20 protein-coding genes are annotated in these 24,925 nt (G+C 70.8%); 13 read left to right on the forward strand and 7 right to left on the reverse strand.

Translation table 11 applies throughout. The features are described from left to right. The first annotated feature begins 251 nt into the window (after positions 1-251). Positions 252-1,796 (forward strand): RNA polymerase sigma factor, encoded by a 1,545-nt coding sequence (locus IO33_RS0117375; protein WP_031165725.1) that lies wholly within the window; start codon positions 252-254, stop codon positions 1,794-1,796. Positions 1,797-1,917: 121 nt separating this feature from the next. After that, complete coding sequence (locus tag IO33_RS0117380; RefSeq protein WP_031165727.1) at positions 1,918-2,778, forward strand: serine protease; 861 nt, start codon at positions 1,918-1,920, stop codon at positions 2,776-2,778. Positions 2,779-2,878: 100 nt separating this feature from the next. Here IO33_RS0117380 and IO33_RS0117385 read toward each other — a convergent pair whose 3' ends face one another. Then, positions 2,879-3,112 carry a DUF7455 domain-containing protein gene (locus IO33_RS0117385; protein WP_031165729.1) on the reverse strand — a complete coding sequence of 78 codons (234 nt, stop codon included), beginning with the start codon at positions 3,110-3,112 and terminating at the stop codon, positions 2,879-2,881. Between the two features lie 440 nt (positions 3,113-3,552). Between IO33_RS0117385 and IO33_RS0117390 the strand changes: the two genes are divergently transcribed. From IO33_RS0117390 to IO33_RS0117415, 6 genes are all read left to right on the forward strand, one after another. Next, complete coding sequence (locus IO33_RS0117390) at positions 3,553-5,676, forward strand: DNA gyrase/topoisomerase IV subunit B (protein ID WP_031165731.1); 2,124 nt, start codon at positions 3,553-3,555, stop codon at positions 5,674-5,676. A gap of 537 nt (positions 5,677-6,213) precedes the next feature. Continuing rightward, a complete protein-coding gene (locus IO33_RS0117395; protein ID WP_031165733.1) occupies positions 6,214-6,735 on the forward strand; it encodes a DUF1453 family protein in 522 nt (173 codons plus the stop codon). After that, a complete protein-coding gene (locus IO33_RS0117400) occupies positions 6,732-7,883 on the forward strand; it encodes a sensor histidine kinase (protein ID WP_031165736.1) in 1,152 nt (383 codons plus the stop codon). Before IO33_RS0117395 ends, IO33_RS0117400 begins: the two co-directional genes overlap by 4 nt. After that, positions 7,880-8,569, forward strand: coding sequence for a response regulator transcription factor (locus IO33_RS0117405; protein ID WP_031165738.1), 690 nt, complete (start codon positions 7,880-7,882; stop codon positions 8,567-8,569). The genes IO33_RS0117400 and IO33_RS0117405 overlap by 4 nt, the downstream gene beginning before the upstream one ends. Before the next feature lie 69 nt (positions 8,570-8,638). Then, positions 8,639-9,187 carry a DUF485 domain-containing protein gene (locus IO33_RS44265; RefSeq protein ID WP_031165740.1) on the forward strand — a complete coding sequence of 183 codons (549 nt, stop codon included), beginning with the start codon at positions 8,639-8,641 and terminating at the stop codon, positions 9,185-9,187. After that, positions 9,184-10,788, forward strand: coding sequence for a solute symporter family protein (locus IO33_RS0117415; protein ID WP_031165742.1), 1,605 nt, complete (start codon positions 9,184-9,186; stop codon positions 10,786-10,788). Before IO33_RS44265 ends, IO33_RS0117415 begins: the two co-directional genes overlap by 4 nt. A 52-nt stretch (positions 10,789-10,840) precedes the next feature. Here the strand turns inward: IO33_RS0117415 and IO33_RS0117420 are convergent, their stop codons facing one another. Next, positions 10,841-11,533, reverse strand: coding sequence for a response regulator (locus IO33_RS0117420; protein WP_031165744.1), 693 nt, complete (start codon positions 11,531-11,533; stop codon positions 10,841-10,843). Between the two features lie 157 nt (positions 11,534-11,690). Between IO33_RS0117420 and IO33_RS0117425 the strand changes: the two genes are divergently transcribed. From IO33_RS0117425 to IO33_RS0117435, 3 genes are all read left to right on the forward strand, one after another. Beyond that, positions 11,691-12,506, forward strand: a complete 816-nt coding sequence (locus IO33_RS0117425; protein WP_031165746.1) for an ABC transporter ATP-binding protein — start codon at positions 11,691-11,693, stop codon at positions 12,504-12,506. After that, the gene (locus IO33_RS0117430; protein WP_031165748.1) at positions 12,496-13,356 is read left to right on the forward strand and encodes an ABC transporter permease; all 861 of its coding nucleotides are present in this window, start codon (positions 12,496-12,498) and stop codon (positions 13,354-13,356) included. Before IO33_RS0117425 ends, IO33_RS0117430 begins: the two co-directional genes overlap by 11 nt. Positions 13,357-13,458: 102 nt before the next feature. Beyond that, positions 13,459-14,517, forward strand: coding sequence for an ABC transporter substrate-binding protein (locus IO33_RS0117435; RefSeq protein WP_031165750.1), 1,059 nt, complete (start codon positions 13,459-13,461; stop codon positions 14,515-14,517). Positions 14,518-14,527: 10 nt separating this feature from the next. On the opposite strand, the gene IO33_RS0117440 is transcribed toward IO33_RS0117435, so the two are convergent. The 4 genes from IO33_RS0117440 to IO33_RS0117455 all read right to left on the reverse strand — a co-directional run bounded on the left by IO33_RS0117440 (position 14,528) and on the right by IO33_RS0117455 (position 19,279). After that, positions 14,528-15,208: a response regulator gene (locus IO33_RS0117440; protein ID WP_031165753.1), complete on the reverse strand. Its 681-nt coding sequence runs from the start codon at positions 15,206-15,208 to the stop codon at positions 14,528-14,530. Then, positions 15,208-16,884, reverse strand: coding sequence for an ATP-binding protein (locus IO33_RS0117445; RefSeq protein ID WP_031165755.1), 1,677 nt, complete (start codon positions 16,882-16,884; stop codon positions 15,208-15,210). Before IO33_RS0117445 ends, IO33_RS0117440 begins: the two co-directional genes overlap by 1 nt. 95 nt (positions 16,885-16,979) lie before the next feature. Further along, positions 16,980-17,921, reverse strand: coding sequence for a ferredoxin family protein (locus IO33_RS0117450; RefSeq protein ID WP_031165757.1), 942 nt, complete (start codon positions 17,919-17,921; stop codon positions 16,980-16,982). Between the two features lie 98 nt (positions 17,922-18,019). Continuing rightward, positions 18,020-19,279 carry a citrate synthase gene (locus IO33_RS0117455; RefSeq protein ID WP_031165760.1) on the reverse strand — a complete coding sequence of 420 codons (1,260 nt, stop codon included), beginning with the start codon at positions 19,277-19,279 and terminating at the stop codon, positions 18,020-18,022. A 113-nt stretch (positions 19,280-19,392) separates the two neighbouring features. Between IO33_RS0117455 and IO33_RS0117460 the strand changes: the two genes are divergently transcribed. Together IO33_RS0117460 and IO33_RS0117465 are read left to right on the forward strand one after the other, a co-directional pair. Further along, the gene (locus IO33_RS0117460; RefSeq protein WP_031165762.1) at positions 19,393-20,559 is read left to right on the forward strand and encodes a citrate synthase/methylcitrate synthase; all 1,167 of its coding nucleotides are present in this window, start codon (positions 19,393-19,395) and stop codon (positions 20,557-20,559) included. Between the two features lie 610 nt (positions 20,560-21,169). Beyond that, positions 21,170-22,234, forward strand: a complete 1,065-nt coding sequence (locus tag IO33_RS0117465; protein WP_031165764.1) for a CobW family GTP-binding protein — start codon at positions 21,170-21,172, stop codon at positions 22,232-22,234. 48 nt (positions 22,235-22,282) lie between these two features. Here IO33_RS0117465 and IO33_RS0117470 read toward each other — a convergent pair whose 3' ends face one another. Next, positions 22,283-24,742, reverse strand: coding sequence for a DNA gyrase/topoisomerase IV subunit A (locus IO33_RS0117470; RefSeq protein WP_031165766.1), 2,460 nt, complete (start codon positions 24,740-24,742; stop codon positions 22,283-22,285). Between the last annotated feature and the right edge of the window lie 183 nt (positions 24,743-24,925).

The following is a 24,925-nucleotide window of genomic DNA, read 5'->3' on the forward strand; positions in this document are numbered from 1 at the left end:
TTGTCTATTTCTGAACGCTTTTGATCACTTATGGGGTGTGACTCGGGCCACGCAGATTGGGCGTAACGCTCGCGGAAACAGCGCGATGACCTAAGAGGTGACAGCCGCGGAGGGAATACGGACGCCATGACAGGCGCTGTGCATCTCCCCGGCCCCCGCCCGCGCCGTCGGCCATCCCCAGGCCGGTGGTCGGCTCCTGTCCGCAGTGGACGGTGCCGGAAGCCGTTTTCCAACGTTCCGAGAGGTTGTTCGTGTCGGCCAGCACATCCCGTACGCTCCCGCCGGAGATCGCCGAGTCCGTCTCTGTCATGGCTCTCATTGAGCGGGGAAAGGCTGAGGGGCAGATCGCCGGCGACGATGTGCGTCGGGCCTTCGAAGCTGACCAGATTCCGGCCACTCAGTGGAAGAACGTACTGCGCAGCCTCAACCAGATCCTTGAGGAAGAGGGTGTGACGCTGATGGTCAGTGCCGCAGAGCCCAAGCGCACCCGCAAGAGCGTCGCAGCGAAGAGTCCGGCGAAGCGCACCGCCACCAAGACGGTCGCGGCTAAGACGGTGACGACCAGGAAGGCCACCACCGCCACCGCGGCCGCCCCCACGGCGTCCGCCGCTCCGGTCACCGCCGATTCCTCCGAGGAAGCCGCAACCGCCAAGAAGGCCGCCGCCAAGAAGACGGCCGCCAAGAAGGCGGTCGCCAAGAAGACCGTCGCCAAGAAGACGGCCGCCAAGAAGACCACGGCCAAGAAGGACGACGTCGAGCTTCTTGAGGACGAGGTTCTCGAGGACACCAAGGTCGCCGACGAGCCCGAGGGCGCCGAGAGCGCGGGCTTCGTCCTGTCCGACGAGGACGAGGACGACGCGCCCGCGCAGCAGGTCGCCGCGGCCGGCGCCACCGCCGACCCGGTCAAGGACTACCTGAAGCAGATCGGCAAGGTCCCCCTGCTCAACGCCGAGCAGGAGGTCGAGCTGGCCAAGCGCATCGAGGCGGGTCTGTTCGCCGAGGACAAGCTGGCCAACGCCGACAAGCTGGCGCCGAAGCTGAAGCGCGAGCTGGAGATCATCGCCGAGGACGGCCGCCGCGCCAAGAACCACCTGCTGGAGGCCAACCTCCGTCTGGTGGTGTCCCTGGCCAAGCGCTACACCGGCCGTGGCATGCTCTTCCTGGACCTCATCCAGGAGGGCAACCTCGGTCTGATCCGCGCGGTCGAGAAGTTCGACTACACCAAGGGCTACAAGTTCTCCACGTACGCCACCTGGTGGATCCGTCAGGCCATCACCCGCGCCATGGCCGACCAGGCCCGCACCATCCGTATCCCGGTGCACATGGTCGAGGTCATCAACAAGCTCGCGCGCGTGCAGCGCCAGATGCTCCAGGACCTGGGCCGCGAGCCCACCCCGGAGGAACTGGCCAAGGAACTCGACATGACCCCGGAGAAGGTCATCGAGGTCCAGAAGTACGGCCGCGAGCCCATCTCGCTGCACACCCCCCTGGGCGAGGACGGCGACAGCGAGTTCGGTGACCTCATCGAGGACTCCGAGGCCGTCGTCCCGGCCGACGCCGTCAGCTTCACGCTCCTGCAGGAGCAGCTCCACTCCGTTCTGGACACCCTGTCCGAGCGCGAGGCCGGCGTCGTCTCCATGCGGTTCGGTCTCACCGACGGTCAGCCGAAGACCCTCGACGAGATCGGCAAGGTGTACGGCGTGACGCGGGAACGCATCCGCCAGATCGAGTCCAAGACCATGTCGAAGCTGCGTCACCCGTCGCGTTCCCAGGTGCTGCGCGACTACCTCGACTAGGTCGCGGTCGTACGACGGCGAAGGCCCGGCTCCCCTGTGGGAGCCGGGCCTTCGTGCTGCGCGCATCCACGTCGTGGATCACCCTGGGTGTTCCCAGTAGCACCCGGAGTGAGGAGCCTGCATGCGTCGTTCCGTTGCCCGGTCACTGATCCGGCCGCTTGCACTGGCGGCCGCCATGACCGTCATACCCCTGGTCAACGCAACACCCGTGGCCGCCGACAGCGTGGTGGTCGGGGGCTTTCCCATAGATGTCTCCCAGGCCCCGTGGACGGTCGCCCTGTCCAGCCGTGACCGGTTCGGCGGTACGCGGGCGGGCCAGTTCTGCGGGGGTGTGGCGGTCGCCCGGACGACGGTGCTCACCGCGGCTCACTGCCTCGGTGAGGATGTCCTCGGGGCCCCTCCCAGCCGTATGCGGGACCTGAAGGTCATCGCGGGCCGCACCGACCTCCTGTCTGCGGAAGGCCAGGAGATCCCCGTACGGGATGCCCGGATCAACCCCGGGTACGACAGCGAGACCCACGCCGGCGACTTCGCCGTGATCACGCTCGCCAAGGAGCTGCCGCAGAGCGCGGTCGTCCCCATGGCGAGTGCGGGCGACCCGGCCTACACGCCGGGCACCGAGGCCCTGGTCTCCGGATGGGGTGACACCAGCGGCGCGGGCGCCTACCCGCGTACGCTGCACGCCGCACGGGTGCGTGTGCTGGCCGACGACCTCTGCACCCGTGCCTACCCGGGTGGCCCCGACGGCACCTATCGCGCCGACAGCATGCTCTGTGCCGGCGAACCCGCCGGCGGCCCGGACGCCTGCCAGGGTGACAGCGGCGGCCCGCTGGTTGCCGCAGGGCGGCTGGTCGGGCTCGTGTCCTGGGGGAGCGGCTGCGGCAGGCCGGGCAACCCCGGCGTCTACACCCGCGTGTCCGACGTCGTACGAGGCCTGGGAGCGGCCTCAGGGAGCCAGAAACGGCCCCACGCGCGCTCCTGAGGCGCTCGTACGGGGCATGAGCACGGGCGGCCGCTCCTCGGCAGGAGCGGCCGCCCGTTCACCGGCCTGCGCCGGGGCTGGCTCGTCGTGTGTGCGAGATTCAGCGCTCTTCTTCGGAAGCAGCGGTGCCCGGAAGGGACGTCAGCCGCTCCGTCTCGTCCTGTATCTCAGCGGCGATCTTCTTGAGTTCCGGCTCGAACTTGCGACCGTGGTGGGCGCAGAAGAGCAGTTCTCCGCCGCTCAGCAAGACGACGCGCAGGTATGCCTGGGCGCCGCAGCGGTCGCAGCGATCGGCGGCCGTCAGCGGGCTCGCGGGGGTCAGAACAGTAGTCACGTCGCCTCTTCTCTAGCTCGACGAGCTGTCGTACCAGGGTCAACATCCAACCAGCCCGAAAACGTTCCCGCTCGTGGCATTTCCTCGAAAAAATTCTTCCGGGGCGGCTGTTTGCTGCCGGTTGGCGGCGAATGTGCCGTAGTGCGTCTCTGTGGTGCTTACGGTTTCGCGCAGTGTTGTGTCTCGGTCCTCCAGGCCGGGTTGCCTGTTGTTCATGAGGACGTGCCCGGAGCCTAAATGGTTCATGCCTCCAAGGGAACGTGATGTGTACTTCACTCCATCGAGGGATCGAACACGCATGCGAGCGTGGACTAGTCTGAGTTCTCGACGAGGGTGGCGTTACACCGGCTCTACCAGGCCTCGGTACCCTCTGAGCGGCAACCGAAGCCGTCCCCTTACCCAGTAGGGGGTCAACTGAAATTCAGCGAGGAGCGAACCGCGTGACCGCCGACACGTCCGTGCCGTCCACAGCGCTGCTGGCAGGAGCAGACCGGGACGGTTCCAACTACACCGCGCGGCACCTGCTCGTCCTCGAGGGCCTCGAGGCCGTGCGCAAGCGCCCTGGCATGTACATCGGCTCGACCGACAGCCGCGGTCTGATGCACTGCCTCTGGGAGATCATCGACAACTCCGTCGACGAGGCCCTCGCAGGTGTCTGCGACCGCATCGAGGTGGTCCTGCACGACGACGGCTCCGTGGAGGTGCGCGACAACGGCCGCGGCATCCCCGTGGACGTCGAGCCCAGGACGGGCCTGTCCGGCGTCGAGGTCGTCATGACCAAGCTGCACGCGGGCGGCAAGTTCGGCGGCGGCTCGTACGCCGCCTCCGGCGGTCTGCACGGCGTCGGCGCCTCCGTGGTCAACGCCCTGTCCGCCCGTCTCGACGTCGAGGTGGACCGCGGCGGCCACACGCACGCCATCAGCTTCCGGCGTGGCGTGCCGGGCGCCTTCGGGGCCGACGGTGCCGAGGCGAAGTTCGAGGCCAAGAGCGGCCTGCGCAAGACCAAGAAGATCCCCAGGACCCGCACCGGCACGCGCGTGCGGTACTGGGCCGACCGCCAGATCTTCCTCAAGGACGCCAAGCTCTCCCTGGAGAACCTGCACCAGCGCGCCCGCCAGACCGCCTTCCTGGTGCCGGGCCTGACCATCGTCGTCCGCGACGAGTTCGGCCTCGGCGAGGGCGGCAGCAAGGGCGAGGAGTCCTTCCGCTTCGACGGCGGCATCAGCGAGTTCTGTGAGTACCTGGCGGGCGACAGGCCGGTCTGCGACGTGCTGCGCTTCTCGGGTCAGGGGACCTTCAAGGAGACCGTTCCGGTCCTGGACGAGCACGGCCAGATGACCCCCACCGAGGTCACCCGCGAGCTGGGCGTCGACATCGCCATGCGCTGGGGCACCGGCTACGACACCACGACCCGGTCCTTCGTCAACATCATCGCCACGCCGAAGGGCGGCACCCATGTCGCCGGCTTCGAACAGGCCCTCACCCAGACGCTGAACGACGTCCTGCGGGCCAAGAAGATGCTGCGCGTGGCCGAGGACAACATCGTCAAGGACGACGCCCTGGAGGGCCTCACCGCCGTCGTCACCGTGCGCCTGGCCGAGCCGCAGTTCGAGGGTCAGACCAAGGAGGTCCTCGGTACGTCGGCGGCCCGCCGCATCGTGAACAACGTGGTCACCAAGGAACTGAAGGCGTTCCTGACCGCCACCAAGCGGGACGCCGCCGCCCAGGCCCGGGTCGTCATGGAGAAGGTGGTGGCCGCCGCCCGTACGCGCGTCGCGGCCCGCCAGCACAAGGACGCCCAGCGGCGTAAGACCGCCCTGGAGTCCTCGTCCCTGCCGGCGAAGCTCGCCGACTGCCGCAGCGACGACGTCGACCGCAGCGAGCTGTTCATCGTCGAGGGCGACTCCGCGCTCGGTACGGCCAAGCTGGCGCGGAACTCCGAGTTCCAGGCGCTGCTGCCGATCCGCGGCAAGATCCTGAACGTGCAGCGGTCGTCCGTGACCGACATGCTCAAGAACGCGGAGTGCGGCGCGATCATCCAGGTCATAGGAGCGGGCTCGGGCCGTACCTTCGACATCGACCAGGCCCGCTACGGCAAGATCATCATGATGACCGACGCCGATGTGGACGGCTCCCACATCCGCTGCCTGCTGCTCACGCTGTTCCAGCGCTACATGCGGCCGATGGTCGAGGCCGGCCGCGTCTTCGCCGCTGTGCCGCCGCTGCACCGTATCGAGATCGTCCAGCCGAAGAAGGGCCAGGACAAGTACGTCTACACGTACTCGGACCGCGAGCTGCGCGACAAGCTCATGGAGTTCCAGAGCAAGGGCATCCGGTACAAGGACTCCATCCAGCGCTACAAGGGTCTGGGCGAGATGGACGCCGACCAGCTGGCCGAGACCACGATGGACCCCCGCCACCGCACCCTGCGGCGGATCAACCTCGCTGACCTGGAGGCCGCTGAGCAGGTCTTCGACCTGCTGATGGGCAACGACGTGGCGCCGCGCAAGGAGTTCATCTCCAACTCGGCGGCCACGCTGGACCGGTCGCGCATCGACGCGTAGCCGCCGCGCTGGGCTTCGGCCGACGGGTTTGCCCGCGGGGGGTCGGGCAGGGCTTTCCCGGGCCGACGCGAGCGGGGTCGGCCCGGAGCCGGCCGCGTCGCGCCCGCCGGGCTCGGAGTGCCCGCCAGGCTCGGGGTGCCCGCCGGCCGCGTCGCGCCTGCCGGGCTCGGGCGCACGTGGGGCCGGGGAGCCGGCGAAGGCGACGGTGAGCCGTTCTCCGTCGGCCTGAGGCCGTCCTCGCCGGCCGTCCTTGCCGGCCGGGCGGGTCCCTGCGGCGGGGCTGGGGGCGCGGCTCGCACTCGCCCGGGGCGTCCGCCGGCCACCACGAGCCGTACCGGTCGGCGGGGCCTTGCCCTGTCTTCCCTCCGCCCCAGCTGTCCCCCACCTGGTTGTCCACCCGTGGGTGGAGACGGACCGCTGCAGGATTCCACCCGTGATCCACCCCGGCGCCGATCTCCCGACCTGCGCTTTTCCGTAGCTTCGTAGGTGTCGGCAGCGCCCGCTCCCGGCACCTTCTTCTCGCTCACGGAGGCTCTGATGCCCGGGTTCGCCAACGCGCTGGTGATCGTGGCCGTCGCCGCCATAGTGATCACGCGGCAGTTCCGCGCCCGCGCGATCGACACCGACCGGCGCTGGTGGCTGATCCCCGTGATCCTCGGCGTGGTCGCGCTGCGCGAGCCCGGCATCCTCGACGGCCACCACCGAACGGAATCCGCCGTACTGCTCGTGGCGGAGCTGCTCGTCGGTCTGGCCACCGGCGCCGGATGGGCCTGGACGACCCGTATCTGGACCGAACCGGACGGTGTCGTGTGGACCAAGAGCACCAAGGCGAGCATCGCCGTATGGGTCGTGGGCATCGCCCTGCGGATCGGTGTCTTCGGCATCGGCCACGCGCTCGGTCTGCACCAGGACAGCGCCGCCCTGATGCTCGGACTCGCCGCCACCCTGCTGGTCCGCGGCGGAATCCTGGCCTGGCGTGCCCAGCCCCTCGGCGCCGTGAACCGCCCCGCCCCGGCGTACGGTGACGACATGCGGTCGGTCAGGAGGGAGCGCGCGTGACGGAGAACGCCTGGACTCGCTGGCCGTCGCAAGAGGCGCTCGGCCGTGCCGGAATCAGCCGGCGCCGGCGCATGATCGCCTGGGCCGTCAGGGCCCTTGTGATCGTCCTGCTGCTGTGGGGCGCGTACAACCAGAAGCACGTCGGTATCTGGAGCGGACTCGCGGCGATGGCGGGGGTCATCGCCGCCGCTCTCCTCGCCTGGGCCTTCTACCGGACCACCTACCAGCACCGGCTGGTGCCTTCCCTGACACTGCTGGCCGCGCTGATGGGCCTGGCGGTCGGCGCCGAGGCCGCCGGGTTCAGGGGACTGGCCCTGGTGCTCTGGTGCGGCTGCGGGATCACCGCCCTGGAGCGGCTGCCCCTCGCGGCCGCGACTCCCGTGACGTCGGTGGGCCTGGCCGCGTACTCCGCTTTCAACAACGACGTGTGGCTGACCACGGCCGCCTCGGTGGTGGGCATGGCTCTCGCCGGATACGTCCTGCGGCTGGACGCGGAGGCTCGCGGCAACGCACAGCGGCTGCTCACCCAGGAGCGGGCCGCCCGGGCGGCCGAGGCGGAGTCCGCGGCACTGGCCGAGCGAGCACGGATCGCACGAGAGATCCACGACGTGCTCGCCCACAGCCTCTCGGCGCAACTGGTGCACCTGGAGGCGGCCCGGCTGCTGATCGAGAACGGCGCGGACCGCGAGCGGATTCTGGAGCGGGTCGTGGCCGCCCGGGGGATGGCCCGGGACGGACTCGCCGAGACCAGACAGGCACTGTCCGCGCTACGGGGCGATATGACCCCGCTGGAGGACTTCCTGAGCGAACTCGTCAGCGGGTGCGACGGCGCCGAGGTCACCGTGACGGGTGAGCGCAGGCCGCTGCCGGCCGAGGCCTCCCAGACCGTGCGCAGGGTCGCACAGGAGGCGTTGACGAACGTCCGCAAGCACGCCCAGGGCGCCAAGGTGCAGCTGCGTCTCGACTACCGCGAGCACGAAGTGACGCTGGACGTAAGGGACTCGGGCGGCCGGCCGGGCGAACTCACGGGGTCCGGAGGGGGGTACGGTCTGCTGGGCATGCGGGAGCGTGCCGAGCTGCTGGGCGGCTCTCTGGACGCGGGGGCGGGCGAGGAAGGGTTCGTGGTGACGCTGAAGGTGCCGGTATGACGGAGACGGAGGGGGAGAAGAAGCCCGCACGGGTGGTGGTCGCCGACGACCAGACCGTGGTCCGGGAGGGCATCGTGATGCTGCTCGGGCTGCTGCCCGGGGTTCAGGTCGTGGGTGCCGCGGGAGACGGCGAGGAGGCGGTGCGACTGGTCGCGGAACTGGCCCCGGACGTCGTCCTGATGGACCTCAGGATGCCCCGCTGCGACGGCGTGGAGGCCACCCGGCGGATCCGGGCGCAGTACCCCGGGACGCAGGTCGTGGTGCTCACCACGTACGCGGACGACGAGTCGTTGTTCCCCGCACTGCGTGCCGGCGCCCGGGGCTATCTGACCAAGGACGCGGGCGGTGACGAGATCGTGCGTGCCGTGGAGAGCGTGCTGTCGGGGGACGCGGGGCTGTCGCCGAGCGTCCAGCGCCGGTTGCTGGAGCGGCTGTCGCAGCCCGAGGCCGGCCCCCCGGTGACGGCCGACGCGCCGCCCGACGGACTGACCGCGCGGGAGACCGAGGTCCTGCTGCTGATCGCCGAAGGTTTCAGTAATCAGGAGATCGCCCGCAAGCTGCATGTCTCGACCGCGACGGTGAAGACACACATCAACAACCTCTTCTCGAAGACCGGCCTCAAGGACCGTGCCCAGGCGGTGCGTTACGCCTACAGCAAGGGGCTGGTGCGGCCGCCCGCGCAGTGAGTCACCTGATGGGGTGAAGAGCCGAGGGAAGAAGAGTCAGGGATCTTCCCGATCTGTCCATCCTTGGGCATGCAGTCAAGCAATGATCGTCCCCGGGGAGCCGGGGACGGTCCCGAGAGTTCGGCCCAGAACCAGGAAGACCGTGGGGTACCGCCCTCCCGCGAGGCGACGCACGAGGACCCTTGGTACGACACGCTGGCCTCCGGCTGGGGCGAGCTGGACGGCACCGGTGTGCCGGCGGCCGCCGTGCCGCCCGCTCGCGGGGAGTGGGGCGGAGCAGGCCCGAGCGCCCGGGACGTGTACGTCGAGGTGCAGCGCAGCGCGGCCTTTCAGGAGGTGCGCGGCAGGTACCGGCGGTTCGTCGTCCCCGGCGTCGCCGTCTTCCTCGGCTGGTACATGAGTTATCTGGTCACCGCCACGACCGCACCCGGACTCATGGCCCGGTCCGTGGCCGGAGCGGTCAACGTGGGCATGCTGGCCGGGCTCGGACAGTTCCTCACCACGTTCCTGTTCGCCTGGGCCTACGCCCGGCATGCGCGGCTGCGCCGGGACCGGGCAGCGCTGGAGCTGCGCTGGGACACCCAGGAACTGACCCGCGGACGGGGAGGCGCCTCGTGACCGGTCACCACCAGGCGCTGGCGCTGCTGCTGTTCAGCGGCTTCGTGGCCGTCACCCTCGGGATCACGACCTGGGTGAGCCGTCACCGGCAGGGTTCGGCGGAGGAGTTCTACGCGGGAGGACGGTTGTTCTCTCCCATGGAGAATGGTTTTGCCATCGCCGGTGACTACATGTCGGCCGCTTCGTTTCTCGGGGTCACCGGGCTGATCGCGTTGTACGGGTACGACGGGATGCTGTATGTCGTGGGCTTCCTGGTGGCCTGGCTGGTCGTGCTGTTCCTGGTGGCGGAACTGGTCCGCAACTGCGGGCGGTTCACCCTGGCCGACGTGGTGGCCGCGCGGATGAGCGAGCGGCCGGTACGGATCGCCGCGGGAACCTCCTCCGTGACGGTGTCCGTTCTGTATCTGGTGGCGCAAATGGTCGGCGCGGGCAGCCTGGTGGCGCTGCTGCTGGGGCGGACGAGCGGCGCGGCCCAGGCCTGGGCGGTCATCGGGGTCGGCGCGCTCATGGTGGTCTATGTGTCGCTGGGAGGGATGCGGGCCACCACCTGGATCCAGATCGTGAAGGCGGTCCTGCTGCTGAGCGGCACGGTCGCGCTGACCGCGCTCCTCCTGCTGCGCTTCCACGGCGACGTCGACCGGTTGCTGCTGACGGCCGCGGAGCGCAGCGGTCATGGAAGGGCGTTCCTGGCGCCGGGTCTCAGGTACGGCGGCAGCTGGACCGCGCGCCTCGACTTCATCAGCCTGGGACTCGCCCTGGTCCTGGGCACGGCGGGACTGCCGCACATCCTGTCCCGCTTCTACACCGTGCCCACCGCACGGGCCGCCCGCCGTTCCGCGGTGTGGTCCATCGGGCTGATCGGCGGCTTCTACCTGATGACGATCGTGCTCGGCTTCGGGGCGGCCGCCGTGGTGGGGACGGGGGCCGTGCGCGGTTCGAACGCGGCCGGTAACACCGCGGTGCCGCTGCTGGCGCTCGAACTGGGCGGTGGCGCGGCTTCCACCGGCGGAACGGTTCTCTTCGCGGTGGTCGCCGCCGTCGCGTTCGCCACGATCCTCGCCGTGGTCGCCGGCATCACCCTCGCCTCGTCGGCCTCGGTGGCGCACGACCTGTACGCGTCTCTGCGGCGCTCGCGCGGCAGGAGACGGGGCAGGGCGCGCAGCGAGGTGGCGGTGGCGCGGTGGGCGGCGGTCGGTATCGGCGCCGTGGCGATCGCCCTCGGTCTGCTGGCCCGTGACCTCAACGTCGCCTTCCTGGTCGGTCTCGCCTTCGCCGTCGCCGCGTCGGCGAACCTTCCGGTGCTGCTGTATTCGCTGTTCTGGCGTGGCTTCACCACGCGCGGTGCGGTGTGGGCCGTGTACGGCGGGCTGATCCCGGCGCTGGGCCTGGTGCTGCTCTCCCCGGTGGTGTCCGGCAGCCCGGCCTCACTGTTCCCGGACGTCGATTTCCAGTACTTCCCGCTGCAGAACCCGGGCATCGTCTCCATCCCGCTCGGCTTCCTCGCCGGCTGGCTCGGCACGGTCACCTCGGACGAGGTCGCGGACGAGGCCAAGTACGCCGAGACGGAGGTACGGTCGCTGACCGGCGCCGGGGCCGCCTAGCCGGGGACAGCCGCACAGCCGGCCGGGGCAGGACGGCCGTACGGGGGCCGGCCTATGGCGCCACCCAGGCGTACCGGTGCTCGGGCCGCCCGGTGTCGCCGTACTTCAGAGAGAGCCGCAGACGGCCGGCCTGTTCCAGGTGGCGGAGGTAGCGCTGGGCCGTGGAGCGGCTCAGGCCGGTCCTGGCAGCCACCTCGTGGGCCGACAGCGGCTGGTCCGAGCGGTGCAGGACGCCGCAGATCAGATCGGTCGTGGGCTCCGAGTGACCACTCGGCAGGCCGGGCGCGGACGGTGCCGCAGCCGTGCGCAGCGCCCCGAAGATCCGGTCGACCTGCTCCTGTCCGCTCAGGCCCCGGCCGCCGACGCGGTCCACCGTGCGGCGCAGGGCGGCATAGGAGTCGAGGCGGGCGCGCAGGGCGGCGAAGGTGAAGGGTTTGACCAGGTAGTGCAGGGCGCCCAGGCGCATGGCGTGCTGGACGGTCGTCACATCACTGGCCGCGGTGATCATGATGACGTCCGTTCCGTGGCCCTGCTCCCGCATGCGGTGGACGAGGTCGAGGCCGGTCCCGTCCGGCAGGTAGTGGTCGAGCAGGACCAGGTCGATGCCGCCGCGTTCGACGGCGGTCAGGGCCTGGGCGGCGCTGTGCGCGCGGGCGGCCACCCGGAAGCCGGGAACCTTTCCCACGTACTTGGCGTTTATCTCAGCGACGCGGAAGTCGTCGTCCACGACCAGGACGTCAATCATCAGGCCTCTCCTCAGGCCGGCGAGCGTTAAGCCCGTGTTTCGTGCTCCGCAGTTGTAGCGCGAGCAAAATGAGCACAACAGGTTCTTGCGAGCAAAAGAACAGCTTGTGCTCACAAGACTCCTGCTGTGGCCGGGGACACACCTACCGTCCCGGGCCATGAGCGCACACACCAGTCCCGCCATCGAGCTGCGGGGCGCGAGCAAGACCTTCAGGACCCCGTCAGGGGGACTGCACACGGCCGTGCGCGGTCTGGACCTCACCGTCGAACGCGGCGAGTTCGTGGCTGTCGTAGGACCGACCGGCTGTGGCAAGTCCACCACGCTGACGCTGGTCAGCGGCTTGGAGGAGCCCACCGAGGGCGAGGTGCTGGTGGCCGGCGAGCCGGTCGACGGCGTCGGCGACAAGGTCGGCTTCGTCTTCCAGCAGGACGCCACGTTCCCCTGGCGCACGGTCCTGTCCAACGTCATGGCCGGCCCCCGTTTCCGGGGCGTACCGAAGGCCGAGGCCAAGGAGAAGGCGCGGGAGTGGCTGGCCCGCGTCGGACTCGCCGCCTTCGAGGACCGCTACCCGCACCAGCTGTCCGGCGGTCAGCGCAAGCGCGTCGCCCTCGCCGCCACGTTCGTCAACGACCCCGAGATCCTGCTGATGGACGAGCCGTTCTCGGCTCTGGACGTGCAGACCCGGGCACTGATGTCGGACGAACTGCTGGAGCTGTGGGAAGGCACGGGCGCCTCCGTCGTCTTCGTCACCCACGACCTGGAGGAGTCCATCGCGCTCGCCGACAAGGTCGTCGTGATGACCGCCGGACCCGCGACCGTGAAGCAGGTCTTCGACATCGACCTGCCCCGGCCGCGCAAGGTCGAGGAGGTGCGCCTGCAGCCGCAGTTCATCGAGATCTACCGCGAGATCTGGGAGTCCCTGGGCGAAGAGGTCCGCATCACCCGCGAAAGAGGTGCCGCTCATGTCGCCTGAGGTCATCACCACGCCGGTCGCCACCACGGCCAAGGCCCCCGACCGCGCCCGGTCGCGCGCCCAGGCCGCCCGCAGACGCAAGCTGGTGGTCAACGCCGCGCGGGTGCTCCTCCTGGTGGCCGTGCTCGGCCTGTGGGAAGGGCTGTCCCGAGCCAAGATCATCGATCCGTTCAACTTCTCGATGCCGTCCCAGATCTGGGACCAGATCTCCACCTGGGTGATGCACGGAACGGCGCAGGGCTCGCTGGGCGAGCAGATCTGGGCCACGCTGCAGGAAGCGCTGCTCGGCTGGGTCATCGGTGTCGTCGCCGGCGTGCTCTTCGGTATCGCTCTGGGGCGGATCGCCTTCCTCGCCGACGTCCTCGGTCCGTACGTCAAGGTGCTCAACTCCATCCCCAGGATCGTGCTGGCCCCGATCTTCCTGATCTGGTTCGGCCTGGGCCCCGCCTCGAAGGTCGCATCGGCCGTGGTGCTGGTGTTCTTCCCGGTGTTCTTCAACGCCTTCCAGGGCGCCCGCGAAGTCGACGGCAACCTGGTCGCCAACGCCCGGATCCTCGGCGCGAGCAATCGCAGGGTGACGCTTCAGGTGGTCATCCCGTCGGCGACCTCCTGGATCTTCACCAGCCTTCATGTCAGCTTCGGCTTCGCCCTCATCGGCGCCATCGTCGGCGAGTACATCGGCGCCACCAAGGGCATCGGCCTGCTCGTCGCCGCGTCCCAGGGCAACTTCAACGCCGCGGGCGTCTACGCCGCGATGGTCATCCTCGCCGTCGTCGCCCTCGCAGCCGAGGGTCTGCTGACCTTCGCCGAGCGCCGCATCTTCCGGTGGAAGCCGGCGCACTCCGGCTGAGCCCGGCCCACCGGGCGCCGCCCCGAGGACCCACGCTCCAAAGCCCTCACGCTCCAAGTCCCCACCTCCCCGTACCGCCCTCGCACAAGGACGTGAACCGCCATGCGCAAGACCGCCAGATACGTTTCGCTCGCCGCCTCCGGCCTGCTGGCCCTCTCCTCGCTCACCGCCTGCGCCAATGACGCGGCGAGCGGCACTTCGGCCGGTGCCGGCAGCAAGGGCGACGGGAAGGGCACGAAGGTCAAGATCATGGTCGGTGGCCTGGACAAGGTCATCTATCTGCCCGCGTTGCTGACCCAGCGGCTCGGCTACTTCGACTCCGAGGGCCTCGACGTGGAACTCCTCAGTGAGCCCGCCGGTGTCCAGGCCGAGACAGCGCTCGTCTCCGGCCAGGTCCAGGGCGCCGTCGGCTTCTACGACCACACGCTCGACCTGCAGGCGAAGGGGAAGTCGGTGGAGTCCGTCGTGCAGTTCTCGCACGCGCCCGGCGAGGTCGAGGTCGTCTCCGCCAAGCAGGCGAAGGACATCACCTCACCGAAGGACTTCAAGGGCAGGAAGCTCGGTATCACCGGCCTCGGTTCCTCGACCGACTTCCTCACCAAGTACCTGGCGGTCAAGAACGGTCTGAAGATCAGCGATTTCACCCCGGTCGCCGTCGGCGCGGGCCCGACCTTCATCTCCGCGCTGCAGCAGGGCTCGATCGACGCCGGTATGACCACCGATCCCACCGTCGCGGCGATCCTCGACAAGAAGGCGGGCAAGGTCCTCCTCGACATGCGCACCCCCGAGGGCTCGCAGAAGGCGCTGGGCGGGCCGTACCCCTCGTCAAGTCTGTACATGCAGACGGACTGGGTAAACGGGCACAAGGACACCGTCCAGAAGTTGGCCGATGCATTCGTCAAGACGCTCAAGTGGATGTCCACCCACAGCGCCGACGAGATCGCCGCGAAGATGCCCGCCGACTACTCCCAGGGCAACAAGGCGCTCTACACCCAGGCCATCAAGAGCACCCTGCCGATGTTCACCGACGACGGCGTGATGCCCCAGGGCGGCCCGGAGACCGTTGAGAAGGTCCTCAAGTCGTTCAACCCCACCATCAAGAACGCCAAGATCGATTTGAGCAGGACGTACACGACCGAGTTCGTCAACGCTGCCAAGTAGACAGGTCCGCTCAGCCGCGGGTCGCCCACACGTAACGGTGTTCCGGGCGGCCCGCGTCGCCGTACTTGAGGGTCAGCCGTGCCCGGCCGGTGCGTTCCAGCAGCTTCAGATACCGCTGGGCCGTCTGTCGGCTCACCCCCGTCCGCTCGGCGATCTCCTGCGCGGACAGCGGCCCTCCGGCGTTCATCAGCGCCTGGCGCACCAGCCCGGCCGTCGTGGGGGAGTGTCCCTTGGGCAGCTCGGGCTCCGACGGCGCGGACAGGGCGCCGAAGATGCGGTCCACCTGCGCCTGTTCGGCCTCGCCGCCGCCGTCCAGGGTGCGCCGCAGCTGCGCGTACGCCTCCAGCTTGGCGCGCAGACCGGCGAACGCGAACGGTTTCACCAGGTACTGCAGCGCCCCCTGGCGCATCGCGGCCTGGACGGTCGACACGTCCCGAGCGGCCGTCACCATGATCACGTCGGTCTGGTGGCCGCGCCGGCGCATCTCCCGTACGACCGCGAGCCCGGTGTCGTCGGGCAGGTAGTGGTCCATGAGGACCAGATCCAGCCGCGGCAGCGTCTCGACCTGGCGCAGCGCCTCGGCCGCGCTGTGCGCCTCGCCGGCGACGTGGAATCCCGGCACCTTCGCCACGTACGCGGCGTTCACCCGGGCGACGCGGGTGTCGTCGTCCACGACCAGGACCTCGATCATCACGCCTCCTCCTCGGCGACGGCGGTGGGCTCGACGGATTCCCCTCGTACCGCGGGCTCCAGCTCCGGCTCCCTCAGGGCCTCCGGAAGGACCACGGTGAACTCGGCGCCGCCCCCGTCCGCCGCGTCCACCGTCGCGCTCCCGCCCTGCCGTTCGGCGAGCCGGCGCACCAGTGAGAGTCCGATGCCCCGATTGCCGTGGGCGGGAGGTTTCTTGGTGGACCAGCCCTCGGTGAAGATCAACTCCCGTTGGCCGGCCGGGATTCCGGGGCCCGTGTCACGCACCCGGAGCACGACCGCACGGCCCTCGGCGCGCAACTCGACCTCCACGCGCGCGTGCGGCGTGCCGGCGACCGCGTCGAGGGCGTTGTCCACCAGGTTGCCCATCACCGTGACCAGGCCCCGCGGATCGATCAGCCGGTCCGGCAGCCGGGTGCCCTCCGACACCCACAGGGCGACACCGCGCTCGGCCGCCACGGTCGCCTTGCCGACCAGCAGCGCGGCCAGCAGGGGATCGTGGATCTTCTCGGTGACCTGCTCGGCGGTGGCCCGGTGGTCGCCGACCACCTCGCCGACGAACTCCGCGGCGTCGTCGTACATCTCCAGCTCCAGCAGCCCGAGCAGGGTGTGCATGCGGTTGGCGTGCTCGTGGTCCTGGGCGCGCAGGGCGTCGATCAGCCCGCGCGTGGAGTCCAGTTCGCGGCCCAGCTGTTCCAGTTCGGTGCGATCGCGCAGGGTGGCCACGGCGCCGCCGTCGTCGGTGGGCATGCGGTTGGCGACCAGCACGCGCTGCCCGCGCACCGTGAGCAGATCCGTGCCCTTCACCCGGCCGGCCAGGACGTCCGTCGTACGGCCCGCGCCGAGCGCCTCGTCAGGGGTCTGCCCGACGGCCTCGTCGCCGATGCCCAGCAGCCGCCGCGCCTCGTCGTTGAACAGACGGACACGACCGCCGCGGTCCAGGGCGACCACGCCCTCGCGGATGCCGTGCAGCATCGCCTCGCGCTCCGCGAGCAGCGCCGAGATGTCGGAGAAGGCAAGATCCCGGGTCTGCCGCTGGACCCGGCGGGAGATCAGCCAGGCGGCCAGCGCACCCACCGCGAGCGCCCCGCCGGCGTACGCGAACAGCCCCGGGATCGCGCCGATCAGCCGCGCCCGCACACTGTCGTAGGCGATACCGACCGAGACGGCCCCGATGATGCGGTGGCCGGCGTCGTACAGCGGCACCTTGCCGCGCGCGGAGCGGCCCAGGGTGCCCTTGTCGATCTCCATGACCTCCTTGCCGCCCAGGGCGTCCTTGGGGCTCGTGGAGACCTCCTTGCCGATCTGCGAGGTGGTGGGATGCGACCAGCGCACCCAGTTCCGGTCGAGCACCACGATGTACTCGGCGTGCGTGGCCCTGCGGATCCGCTCGGCCTCCCTCTGCACCGGGCCGTCACTGGTCGGCGGGGTCGTCAGGACCCCCTCGGCGATCTGCGGGTCCTGTGCCGTGGTCTGCGCGATCGCCAGCGCCCGGCGCTCCGCCTCCTGGTCCAGCTGTTTGCTCAGCGGTGCCAGGAAGAGCCCGGTCGCGAGCACCGCCACCCCCGCGGCGATCGCCACCTGCATCAGCAGCACCTGCGAGAACACCCGCCGTGGCAGACCGAGGCGCAGACGGCGTGCGGGGGCAGTGGGGCTCATACCCACGACGGTACGTGGACGCGCGGGCCGGTCCCCAGGAGGTGTGGCGTGGATCTCTTGACCAATTCTTGAAGGAGTCGTTGCGGCGGGTGCGGTCAGCTCGCCAGAGCCGTCGGCCGCAGCTCGCGCACGTCCACCACGTCCATCCGCGCGGGCGTTCCCAGGACCGACGCGGCACAGCTCTCCGGTCGCGGCGGCAGCGACGCGCGCTGCGCCACGGTCACCCGCCAGCGCCGCCCGTCGGTGTGCCCGACGGTGACGTCCCAGCGTGGCGCCCCGCCGTCGGTCCGTACGACGCCCAGCACCCCCGCCCGGTACTCGCCCGCGGCCGACCGGACGGCCAGCTCGGCCGCCTGACCGGGCCGCTCCCAGGCCGAGCACCCGCGGCATCCCTCGACCACCACGCGCCCTTCCCGGACACCGTGCAACGCCTCTTTGATGGTGTGCGCCTCGGCGCGGCCGTACGCGTAGCCGTACGGCAGCACGAGCACCGTCGGCGAGAAGCGATGTCCACCCAGATGGGTGACCTCCCAGATGCCGCGCACTCCCGAAGCGGCCAGTTCGGTGGCCAGCGGGCGGCCCAGGAGGGCGCAGCAGCGGTCGCGCTTGCCGTTGGTGCACACGAGCGCGAGCGGGTCGCCGCGGTGCGGCCGCCCGCCGAGCGCGGTGCCGAAGGAGCGGGGGTCGCCCGCTCCGAGCGCGGCGAAGTCGAGGCCGAGCAGCCGGCGCGGATCCCGGGTCGTGGCGCTGTGCAGCCACACGCGGCCCGGCACGGTGTGGGCGACGTACAGCTGCCGTACGGCGGCCCTGCCGGGGTCGGCGTGGCGCCCGGGGCGGCGGATGAGCGCGACGCGTACGCCGGTTCCCTCGGCGGCCGACTCCAGGGCCCGGCCCAGGGCGGGGTCCAGGTGGCTCGAAGTGAGGGCCTTGGCGCCCCACGGGCCGGGCTGTTCCAGCAGCAGCCACGTCGTCGCCGTGGCCGCCGTACCGGAAACGGGCTCGTCGAGGCTCCGGGACGCGGTCGCACACCTACTCACAGAGGTGAGCCTAACCTGACCCTCCCTGGGGTGACTTCCGGCCACCGTTGCGTCCTGCTTCGGGGCGGTTGCGCCGGAGCGGGGCCTTCGGCCGCGGCCTACCCCGGGAGGGGTTGGGGAGGCCGCGGGCCGACGTAGTGGCCGACCGGGCGCATACGCAGGGGGCGCTCGCCGTACTCCTCCAGGGCGTGTGCGATCCAGCCCGCCGTCCGTGCGACGGCGAAGATCGTCTCGCCCGCCGAGGCGGACATGCCGCTGGACGCGGTGAACACCGCCAGGGCCAGGTCGACGTTGGCGTGCAGCGGGGTGTGCCGGGCGGTCGTGGCGACGATGTCGCGGGCGGCGAGCAGCGCGGACTCCGCGCGCGGCACCTCCTCCAGGAGGTCGAACAGGACACGCGCGCGGGGGTCCTCCCCGGTGTACAGCCGGTGGCCGAGACCGGGGACGCGGCGGCCGGCGCGCAGTTCGTCGGCGATCACCGGGACCGCGGTCCCTTGGTCGAGCACGTCGAGCAGCATGCGGTGGGCCATGCCGCTGGCGGCGCCGTGCAGCGGGCCCTCCAGGACGCCGAACCCGGACGAGACGGCCGCGTAGGCGTGTGCGCGGGCCGAGGCGGCGACCCGGACCGCGAGGGTGGAGGCGGCCAGGTCGTGGTCGGCGAGCAGGGCGAGCGCGGTGTCCAGGACCCGCAGCGACGCCTCGTCGGCGGGGCGGCCGGTCAGCCTGCCCCACAGCCGGTGGGCGAGCGGACCGTCGTCCTTGTGGGCGTGCCGGGCCGGCGGCAGCGCGGCGACGAGCGTCGGGATGAGGATCCGCGCGGTGTTCAGCACGGCCTCCTCCGACAGGTCGAAGCGCAGCGGGTCCTCGGCCGCCGCGGCGATCGCCGCCACGCGCAGCCGGTCGGTGGGGGAGGCGTGCTCGCTCAGGGCGTTCACCGCGCGGCGGGCGACCTCGACGGTGGGGCCGGGCGCGGCGAAGGTGACGCCCGGGGTCAGCCGGCCCGTCCACAGCCATTCCGCGACCTCCTCGTAGGAGTGCTGGAGGGCCAGCTCCACGGCGTCCACGCCCCGGAAGAAGTACCGGTCCCGCTCGATCAGCGTGATGTGGGTCCGGACGGACAGGTCCCCGCCGGAGCCCGGGCTCGCGGCGGCCTCGCGCCGGTGGCGCCGGGCGAGGGCCTCGACCTCCCTCACCTCGAAGGTGCTGGCGCGGCCGCCGGGCTCGCGTCTGCTGCTGAGCAGGCCGCGGCTCACGTACGCGTACACGGTTTCGGGCTTGACGCCGAGCAGTTCGGCGGTCTCCTTGGTGGTCAGTCTTCGCCCGGGACGGCCGGGGGGAGCGGGTTCGGGATCGCGCATGGAGGTCACCGTAGCCGCCTCTATATACCTTGATCGCCATGTATTGATTTAATCAATATTGACACGCCATTAGTCAAGCATGGACAGTCGGATCAAGTCCAGGGAGGAGAACCATGGTCATCAACAGGACCGCAATCCCACTCGTCGACGCACCCCGCGGTCTCGCCGGCGTCGTCGTCACCGAGACCGAGATCGGCGACGTCCGCGGGCGGGAGGGCTTCTACCACTACCGGCAGTACTCGGCCGTCGAACTCGCGCGGACCCGCACCTTCGAGGACGTCTGGCATCTCCTGGTGCACGGTTCGCTCCCGGACGGGGAGCGCCGTGCGGCCTTCACCGCCCAGACCGTGGCGCTGCGGCGGCTGCCCGAGGAGGTCCGGGCGGCACTGCCCGCGATCGCCGCCGCGAGCCGCGTCCCGGGTCCGCTGGCCGGGCTGCGCACGGCCTTGTCACTGCTGGGTGCGGCGCGGGCGCTGCGACCGGTGTACGACATCGACGCGGACCGGCGCCGCGCCGACACCGTGGCGGTCTGTGCGGCCGTCCCCACGCTGCTCACCGCGCTCTACCGGCTCGGACAGGGCCTCGATCCGGTCGAGCCGCGCGATGACCTCCCATACGCGGCCAACTACCTGTACATGCTGAACGGGGCGGAGCCCGAGCCGCAGCGGGCGCGTGCCGTCGAGCAATACTTGATCTCAACCATTGATCATGGATTCAATGCGTCAACGTTCACGGCCCGTGTCATCGCCTCCACCGGCGCCGATGTGGTGGCCTGTCTGACCGGAGCCGTGGGCGCCCTGTCCGGGCCGCTGCACGGAGGTGCGCCCAGCCGGGCCCTGGACACGCTGGACGCCATCGGCACCCCGGACCGGATCGACCCCTGGATCCGGGAGCGGGTGCTCGCCGGGGACCGGATCATGGGCTTCGGGCACGCCGTCTACCGCACGGAGGACCCGCGTTCACGGATGCTGCGGGAGATCGCGCTCGGCTTCGGCGGTCCGCGCGTCGAGTTCGCCGTGGAGGTCGAGCGCCGGGTCGAGGCGATCCTCGCCGAACTGAAGCCCGGCCGCGAGCTGCACACCAACGTCGAGTTCTACGCCGGCGTGGTCATGGAGCTCTGCGGCCTGCCCCGCGAGATGTTCACACCCACCTTCGCCGCGGGACGCGTGGTGGGCTGGAGCGCCAACATCCTGGAACAGGCGGCCGACTCGAAGATCATCCGGCCGGTGGCGCGCTACGTGGGACCACAGCCGCCGGTCGCGGTCCCGGCCGCACGCTGAGCGTCCCCAGACGCCGACTGCTCGCCCGGGGCTGCTTGCCGGCTGCCCGCCGGCGTCGGCTGCCCGCCCGGGGCCGCCCGCCGGGCGCTGTGGGCCGACGGCTCGCTGCCCCTGGCCGCCGGCCGGCTGCCTGCCGGCGCTGGCTGACCTCCTTGAGCTGCCCGCCGGGTGTACGACCCGACAGCTCCCCGCCCCGGGCCACTCGCCTGCCGCTGCGGGGCGTCGGCTGACCGCCCCCGGGCTGCTCGCCTGCCGCTGCGAGGCGACGGCTGACCGCCCCGTGCCGCCCGTCGGCAGATGCGGGCCGACGGCTCGCCGCCCCTGGCTGCCGGCTGGCTCCCTGTCGGCGTCGGCTGACCGCTCTGGGGCTGCTCGCCGGGTCCGCGGGTGACGGCTTCCCCGCGCCTGGCTGTTCGCCAGTTGCCCCCTGGCGTCGGCTGACCGCCCCCGGCCGCCCGTCTGCCGCTGCCGTGCGACAGTCCGCCCATCCCCGCCCCGGCCGCTCGTCGGCCTACGGCTCACCGTCGGGGGAGGGCGGGCGGCAGCGCCCTCCTATGCTGGTCCGGCAGCCGGTCCTGAGGGGCCCCGTCCACAGCAGAGAGGTCACCCGTTGGGGAACAGCAGCGGTCCGCAGATCCCGGTCGTCGTGCTCGCCGGATTCCTGGGCTCCGGCAAGACCACACTCCTCAACCACCTCCTGCACCGCAGCGGCGGCAGCCGGATCGGGGCGATCGTCAACGACTTCGGGGCCATCGAGATCGACGCGATGGCCGTCGCGGGCGCCCTCGGCGACTCGACCGTCTCGCTGGGCAACGGTTGCCTCTGCTGTGCCGTCGACGCGAGCGAACTCGACGTCTACCTGGACCGGCTCGCCGACCCGGGCGCCGGCATCGACGTGATCGTCATCGAGGCCAGCGGGCTCGCCGAACCTCAGGAACTCGTCCGGATGGTGCTGGCCAGCGAGCACCCGAGGGTCGTCTACGGCGGCCTCGTCGAGGTCGTGGACGCCGCCGAGTTCGACGACACCCGGGCCAGGCACCCCGAGATCGACCGGCATCTGGCCCTCGCCGACCTGGTGGTGGTCAACAAGCTCGACCGGGCCGCGGACGGTGACCGGCTGCTCGCTCTGGTGCGGTCCCTCGTGGACGGTGCCGCCGTGGTCCCCGCCACCTACGGCCGCCTCGATCCGGAGTTCCTCTTCGACTGCAGGCCGGGCGAGGAGCGGATCGGGCAGCTGTCCTTCGACGACCTGCACGAGCACCGCGGGGACGACGAGCACGCCGGTCATCTGCACACCGGCTACGACAGCCTCTCCTTCACCTCCAAGACGCCCCTGGAACCGCGCCGGCTCATGCGGTTCCTCGACAGCCGGCCCGAGGGCCTGTACCGGATCAAGGGGTACGTCGACTTCGGGCCGTACGACCCGCACAACCGGTACGCCGTGCACGCCGTCGGCCGCTTCCTGCGCTTCTACCCCGAGCCCTGGGCGGCCGCCGACGCCCGCCTGAGCCAGCTCGTGCTGATCGGCTCCGGTATCGGCACCGAGGCCCTCGGCAAGGAGCTCAAGGGGTGCGAGAACGACGCCCCACACGCCGACGAACACGGCATGTGGGGCGTCCTGCGGTACGTCCAGGGTTCCGAGGAGGAGCCCGACGCAATGTCGTACCAGGCTTAGGACACCGGCCGAGGCTTGGAACACCGGCCGAGGCCTGGAGCCACGGCCCTACAGCACCGGCCCCGCGACCACCGACACGGTCTTCGGCAGCGACGTACCCGAGCCGTCCCGCCGCGGGTCCAGTTCCGGCAGCTCGACAGGGGCGCCGGTCTTCTGCGCCGCGCGCGCGGGAACCGGGCCCGCCCAGGCCAGCGACAGGCAGTCCTCGCCCTTCAGGAACCGCTGGCAGCGCACGCCACCCGTGGCCCGGCCCTTGCGCGGGTACTGGTCGAACGGCGTCACCTTGGCCGTCGTCTGCACCGAGTCGTCCAGCGTGCCACGCGAGCCCGCCACCGTGAACACCACCGCGTCGGCAGCCGGGTCGACCGCCGTGAAGGAGATGACCTTCGCGCCCTCGGCGAGCTTGATGCCCGCCATACCGCCCGCCGGGCGGCCCTGCGGGCGCACGATGGACGCCTGGAAGCGCAGCAGCTGCGCGTCGTCGGTGATGAAGACCAGGTCCTCCTCACCGGTGCGCAGCTCCACCGCGCCGACGATCCGGTCGCCCTCCTTGAGCGTGATGACCTCCAACTCGTCCTTGTTGGCCGGGTAGTCGGCCACCACTCGCTTGACGACACCCTGCTCGGTGCCGAGCGCGAGGCCCGGCGACGACTCGTCGAGCGTGGTCAGGCAGACCACCGTCTCGTCGTCCTCCAGGGAGACGAACTCCGCCAGCGGCGCGCCTCCGGAGAGGTTCGGGGCCGCCGCCGTCTCCGGCAGCTGGGGCAGGTCGACCACGTTGATCCGCAGCAGCCGGCCCGCCGAGGTCACCGCGCCGATCTCGCCGCGCTGGGTCGCCGCGACAGCCGAGACGATCACGTCGTGCTTGACGCGCCGGGCGCCCGCCTGCTCCGCGAACGGCTCGGCGCTCGCCGTACGCGCCAGCAGACCCGTCGAGGACAGCAGCACCCGGCACGGGTCGTCGGCCACCTGCAGCGGCACGGCGGCCACCGGGGCACCGGCGGACTCCAGCAGGACCGTGCGCCGGTCGGTGCCGAACTTCTTGGACACGGCGGCCAGTTCGTTGGAGACCAGCTTGCGCAGCTCCGCGTCGGAGTCAAGGATCCGGGTCAGCTCCGCGATCTCCGCGGTGAGCCTGTCCTTCTCCGCCTCCAGCTCGATGCGGTCGTACTTGGTGAGCCGGCGCAGCGGCGTGTCGAGGATGTACTGCGTCTGCACGTCGCTCAGCGAGAACCGCTCCATCAGGCGCTCCTTGGCCTGCGCGGAGTTCTCGCTGGACCGGATCAGCCGGATGACCTCGTCGATGTCGACCAGCGCGGTCAGCAGACCGTCGACCAGGTGCAGCCGGTCCCGCCTCTTGCCGCGGCGGAACTCGCTGCGCCGCCGGACCACGTCGAAGCGGTGGTCGAGGTAGACCTCCAGCAGCTCCTTCAGGCCGAGCGTGAGCGGCTGGCCGTCGACCAGGGCGACGTTGTTGATGCCGAAGGACTCCTCCATCGGCGTCAGCTTGTACAGCTGCTCCAGGATCGCCTCCGGCACGAAGCCGTTCTTGATCTCGATGACCAGGCGCAGGCCGTGCTCGCGGTCGGTGAGGTCCTTGACGTCGGCGATGCCCTGGACCTTCTTCGCGTTGACCAGGTCCTTGATCTTCGCGATGACCTTCTCGGGACCGACCGTGAAGGGCAGTTCGGTGATCACCAGGCCCTTGCGGCGGGCCGTCACCGTCTCGATCGAGACCGTGGCACGGATCTTGAAGGTGCCACGGCCCGTCGCGTACGCGTCCCGGATGCCGTCCAGACCGACGATGCGGCCGCCGGTGGGCAGGTCCGGGCCCGGGACGTGCCTCATCAGCGCGTCCAGGTCCGCGTTCGGGTACCGGATCAGGTGGCGGGCGGCCGCGATGACCTCGGCGAGGTTGTGCGGCGGCATGTTCGTCGCCATGCCGACCGCGATGCCGGAGGAGCCGTTGACCAGCAGGTTCGGGAACGCGGCGGGCAGCGCCACCGGCTCGCGCTCCTGGCCGTCGTAGTTGGGCGCGAAGTCGACCGTGTCCTCGTCGATCGACTCGGTCATCAGGCTCGTCGCCTCGGCCTGGCGGCACTCGGTGTACCGCATGGCGGCCGGCGGGTCGTCGTTGCCCAGCGAGCCGAAGTTGCCGTGGCCGTCGACGAGCGGCACGCGCATGGAGAAGGGCTGGGCCATACGCACCAGGGCGTCGTAGATCGACGCGTCGCCGTGCGGGTGCAGCTTGCCCATGACCTCGCCGACGACGCGCGCGCACTTCACATAGCCGCGGTCGGGGCGCAGGCCCATCTCGTTCATCTGGTACACGATCCGGCGGTGCACCGGCTTGAGGCCGTCGCGGGCGTCCGGCAGGGCGCGCGAGTAGATGACCGAGTACGCGTACTCGAGGTAGGAGCCACGCATCTCGTCCACGACGTCGATGTCGAGGATCTTCTCCTCGTACGAATCGTCGGGCGGCGGGGTCTTCGTGCTGCGGCGGGCCATCGCTGCCTGGCTCCTTGCGTGAAGCGTTGGACGGATCTGACGCCGACCATTGTGGACCGAGGCACTGACAAGCCGTGCCACGACCCGGGTTCAGGCGGCTCCCCGGACCGGCTGGGCCGGGTCCGACGCAGGCTACGCGATCCGCTGTGGGCGTACGTCCCGCGGGAACTTCGCCGGGGCCCC

It is taken from the genome of Streptomyces durhamensis, assembly GCF_000725475.1.
GTDB classification, from domain to species: Bacteria; Actinomycetota; Actinomycetes; order Streptomycetales; family Streptomycetaceae; genus Streptomyces; species Streptomyces filipinensis.

Bases quoted from the DNA above. Each gene is read 5' to 3' on its own strand.
- IO33_RS0117380 (WP_031165727.1), top strand. From the start codon at position 1,918: ATGCGTCGTTCCGTTGCCCGGTCACTGATCCGGCCGCTTGCACTGGCG.
- IO33_RS0117395 (WP_031165733.1), top strand. From the start codon at position 6,214: ATGCCCGGGTTCGCCAACGCGCTGGTGATCGTGGCCGTCGCCGCCATA.
- IO33_RS0117405 (WP_031165738.1), top strand. From the start codon at position 7,880: ATGACGGAGACGGAGGGGGAGAAGAAGCCCGCACGGGTGGTGGTCGCC.
- IO33_RS44265 (WP_031165740.1), top strand. From the start codon at position 8,639: ATGCAGTCAAGCAATGATCGTCCCCGGGGAGCCGGGGACGGTCCCGAG.
- IO33_RS0117420 (WP_031165744.1), bottom strand. From the start codon at position 11,533: ATGATTGACGTCCTGGTCGTGGACGACGACTTCCGCGTCGCTGAGATA.
- IO33_RS0117425 (WP_031165746.1), top strand. From the start codon at position 11,691: ATGAGCGCACACACCAGTCCCGCCATCGAGCTGCGGGGCGCGAGCAAG.
- IO33_RS0117430 (WP_031165748.1), top strand. From the start codon at position 12,496: ATGTCGCCTGAGGTCATCACCACGCCGGTCGCCACCACGGCCAAGGCC.
- IO33_RS0117435 (WP_031165750.1), top strand. From the start codon at position 13,459: ATGCGCAAGACCGCCAGATACGTTTCGCTCGCCGCCTCCGGCCTGCTG.
- IO33_RS0117440 (WP_031165753.1), bottom strand. From the start codon at position 15,208: ATGATCGAGGTCCTGGTCGTGGACGACGACACCCGCGTCGCCCGGGTG.
- IO33_RS0117445 (WP_031165755.1), bottom strand. From the start codon at position 16,884: ATGAGCCCCACTGCCCCCGCACGCCGTCTGCGCCTCGGTCTGCCACGG.
- IO33_RS0117455 (WP_031165760.1), bottom strand. From the start codon at position 19,279: ATGCGCGATCCCGAACCCGCTCCCCCCGGCCGTCCCGGGCGAAGACTG.
- IO33_RS0117460 (WP_031165762.1), top strand. From the start codon at position 19,393: ATGGTCATCAACAGGACCGCAATCCCACTCGTCGACGCACCCCGCGGT.
- IO33_RS0117470 (WP_031165766.1), bottom strand. From the start codon at position 24,742: ATGGCCCGCCGCAGCACGAAGACCCCGCCGCCCGACGATTCGTACGAG.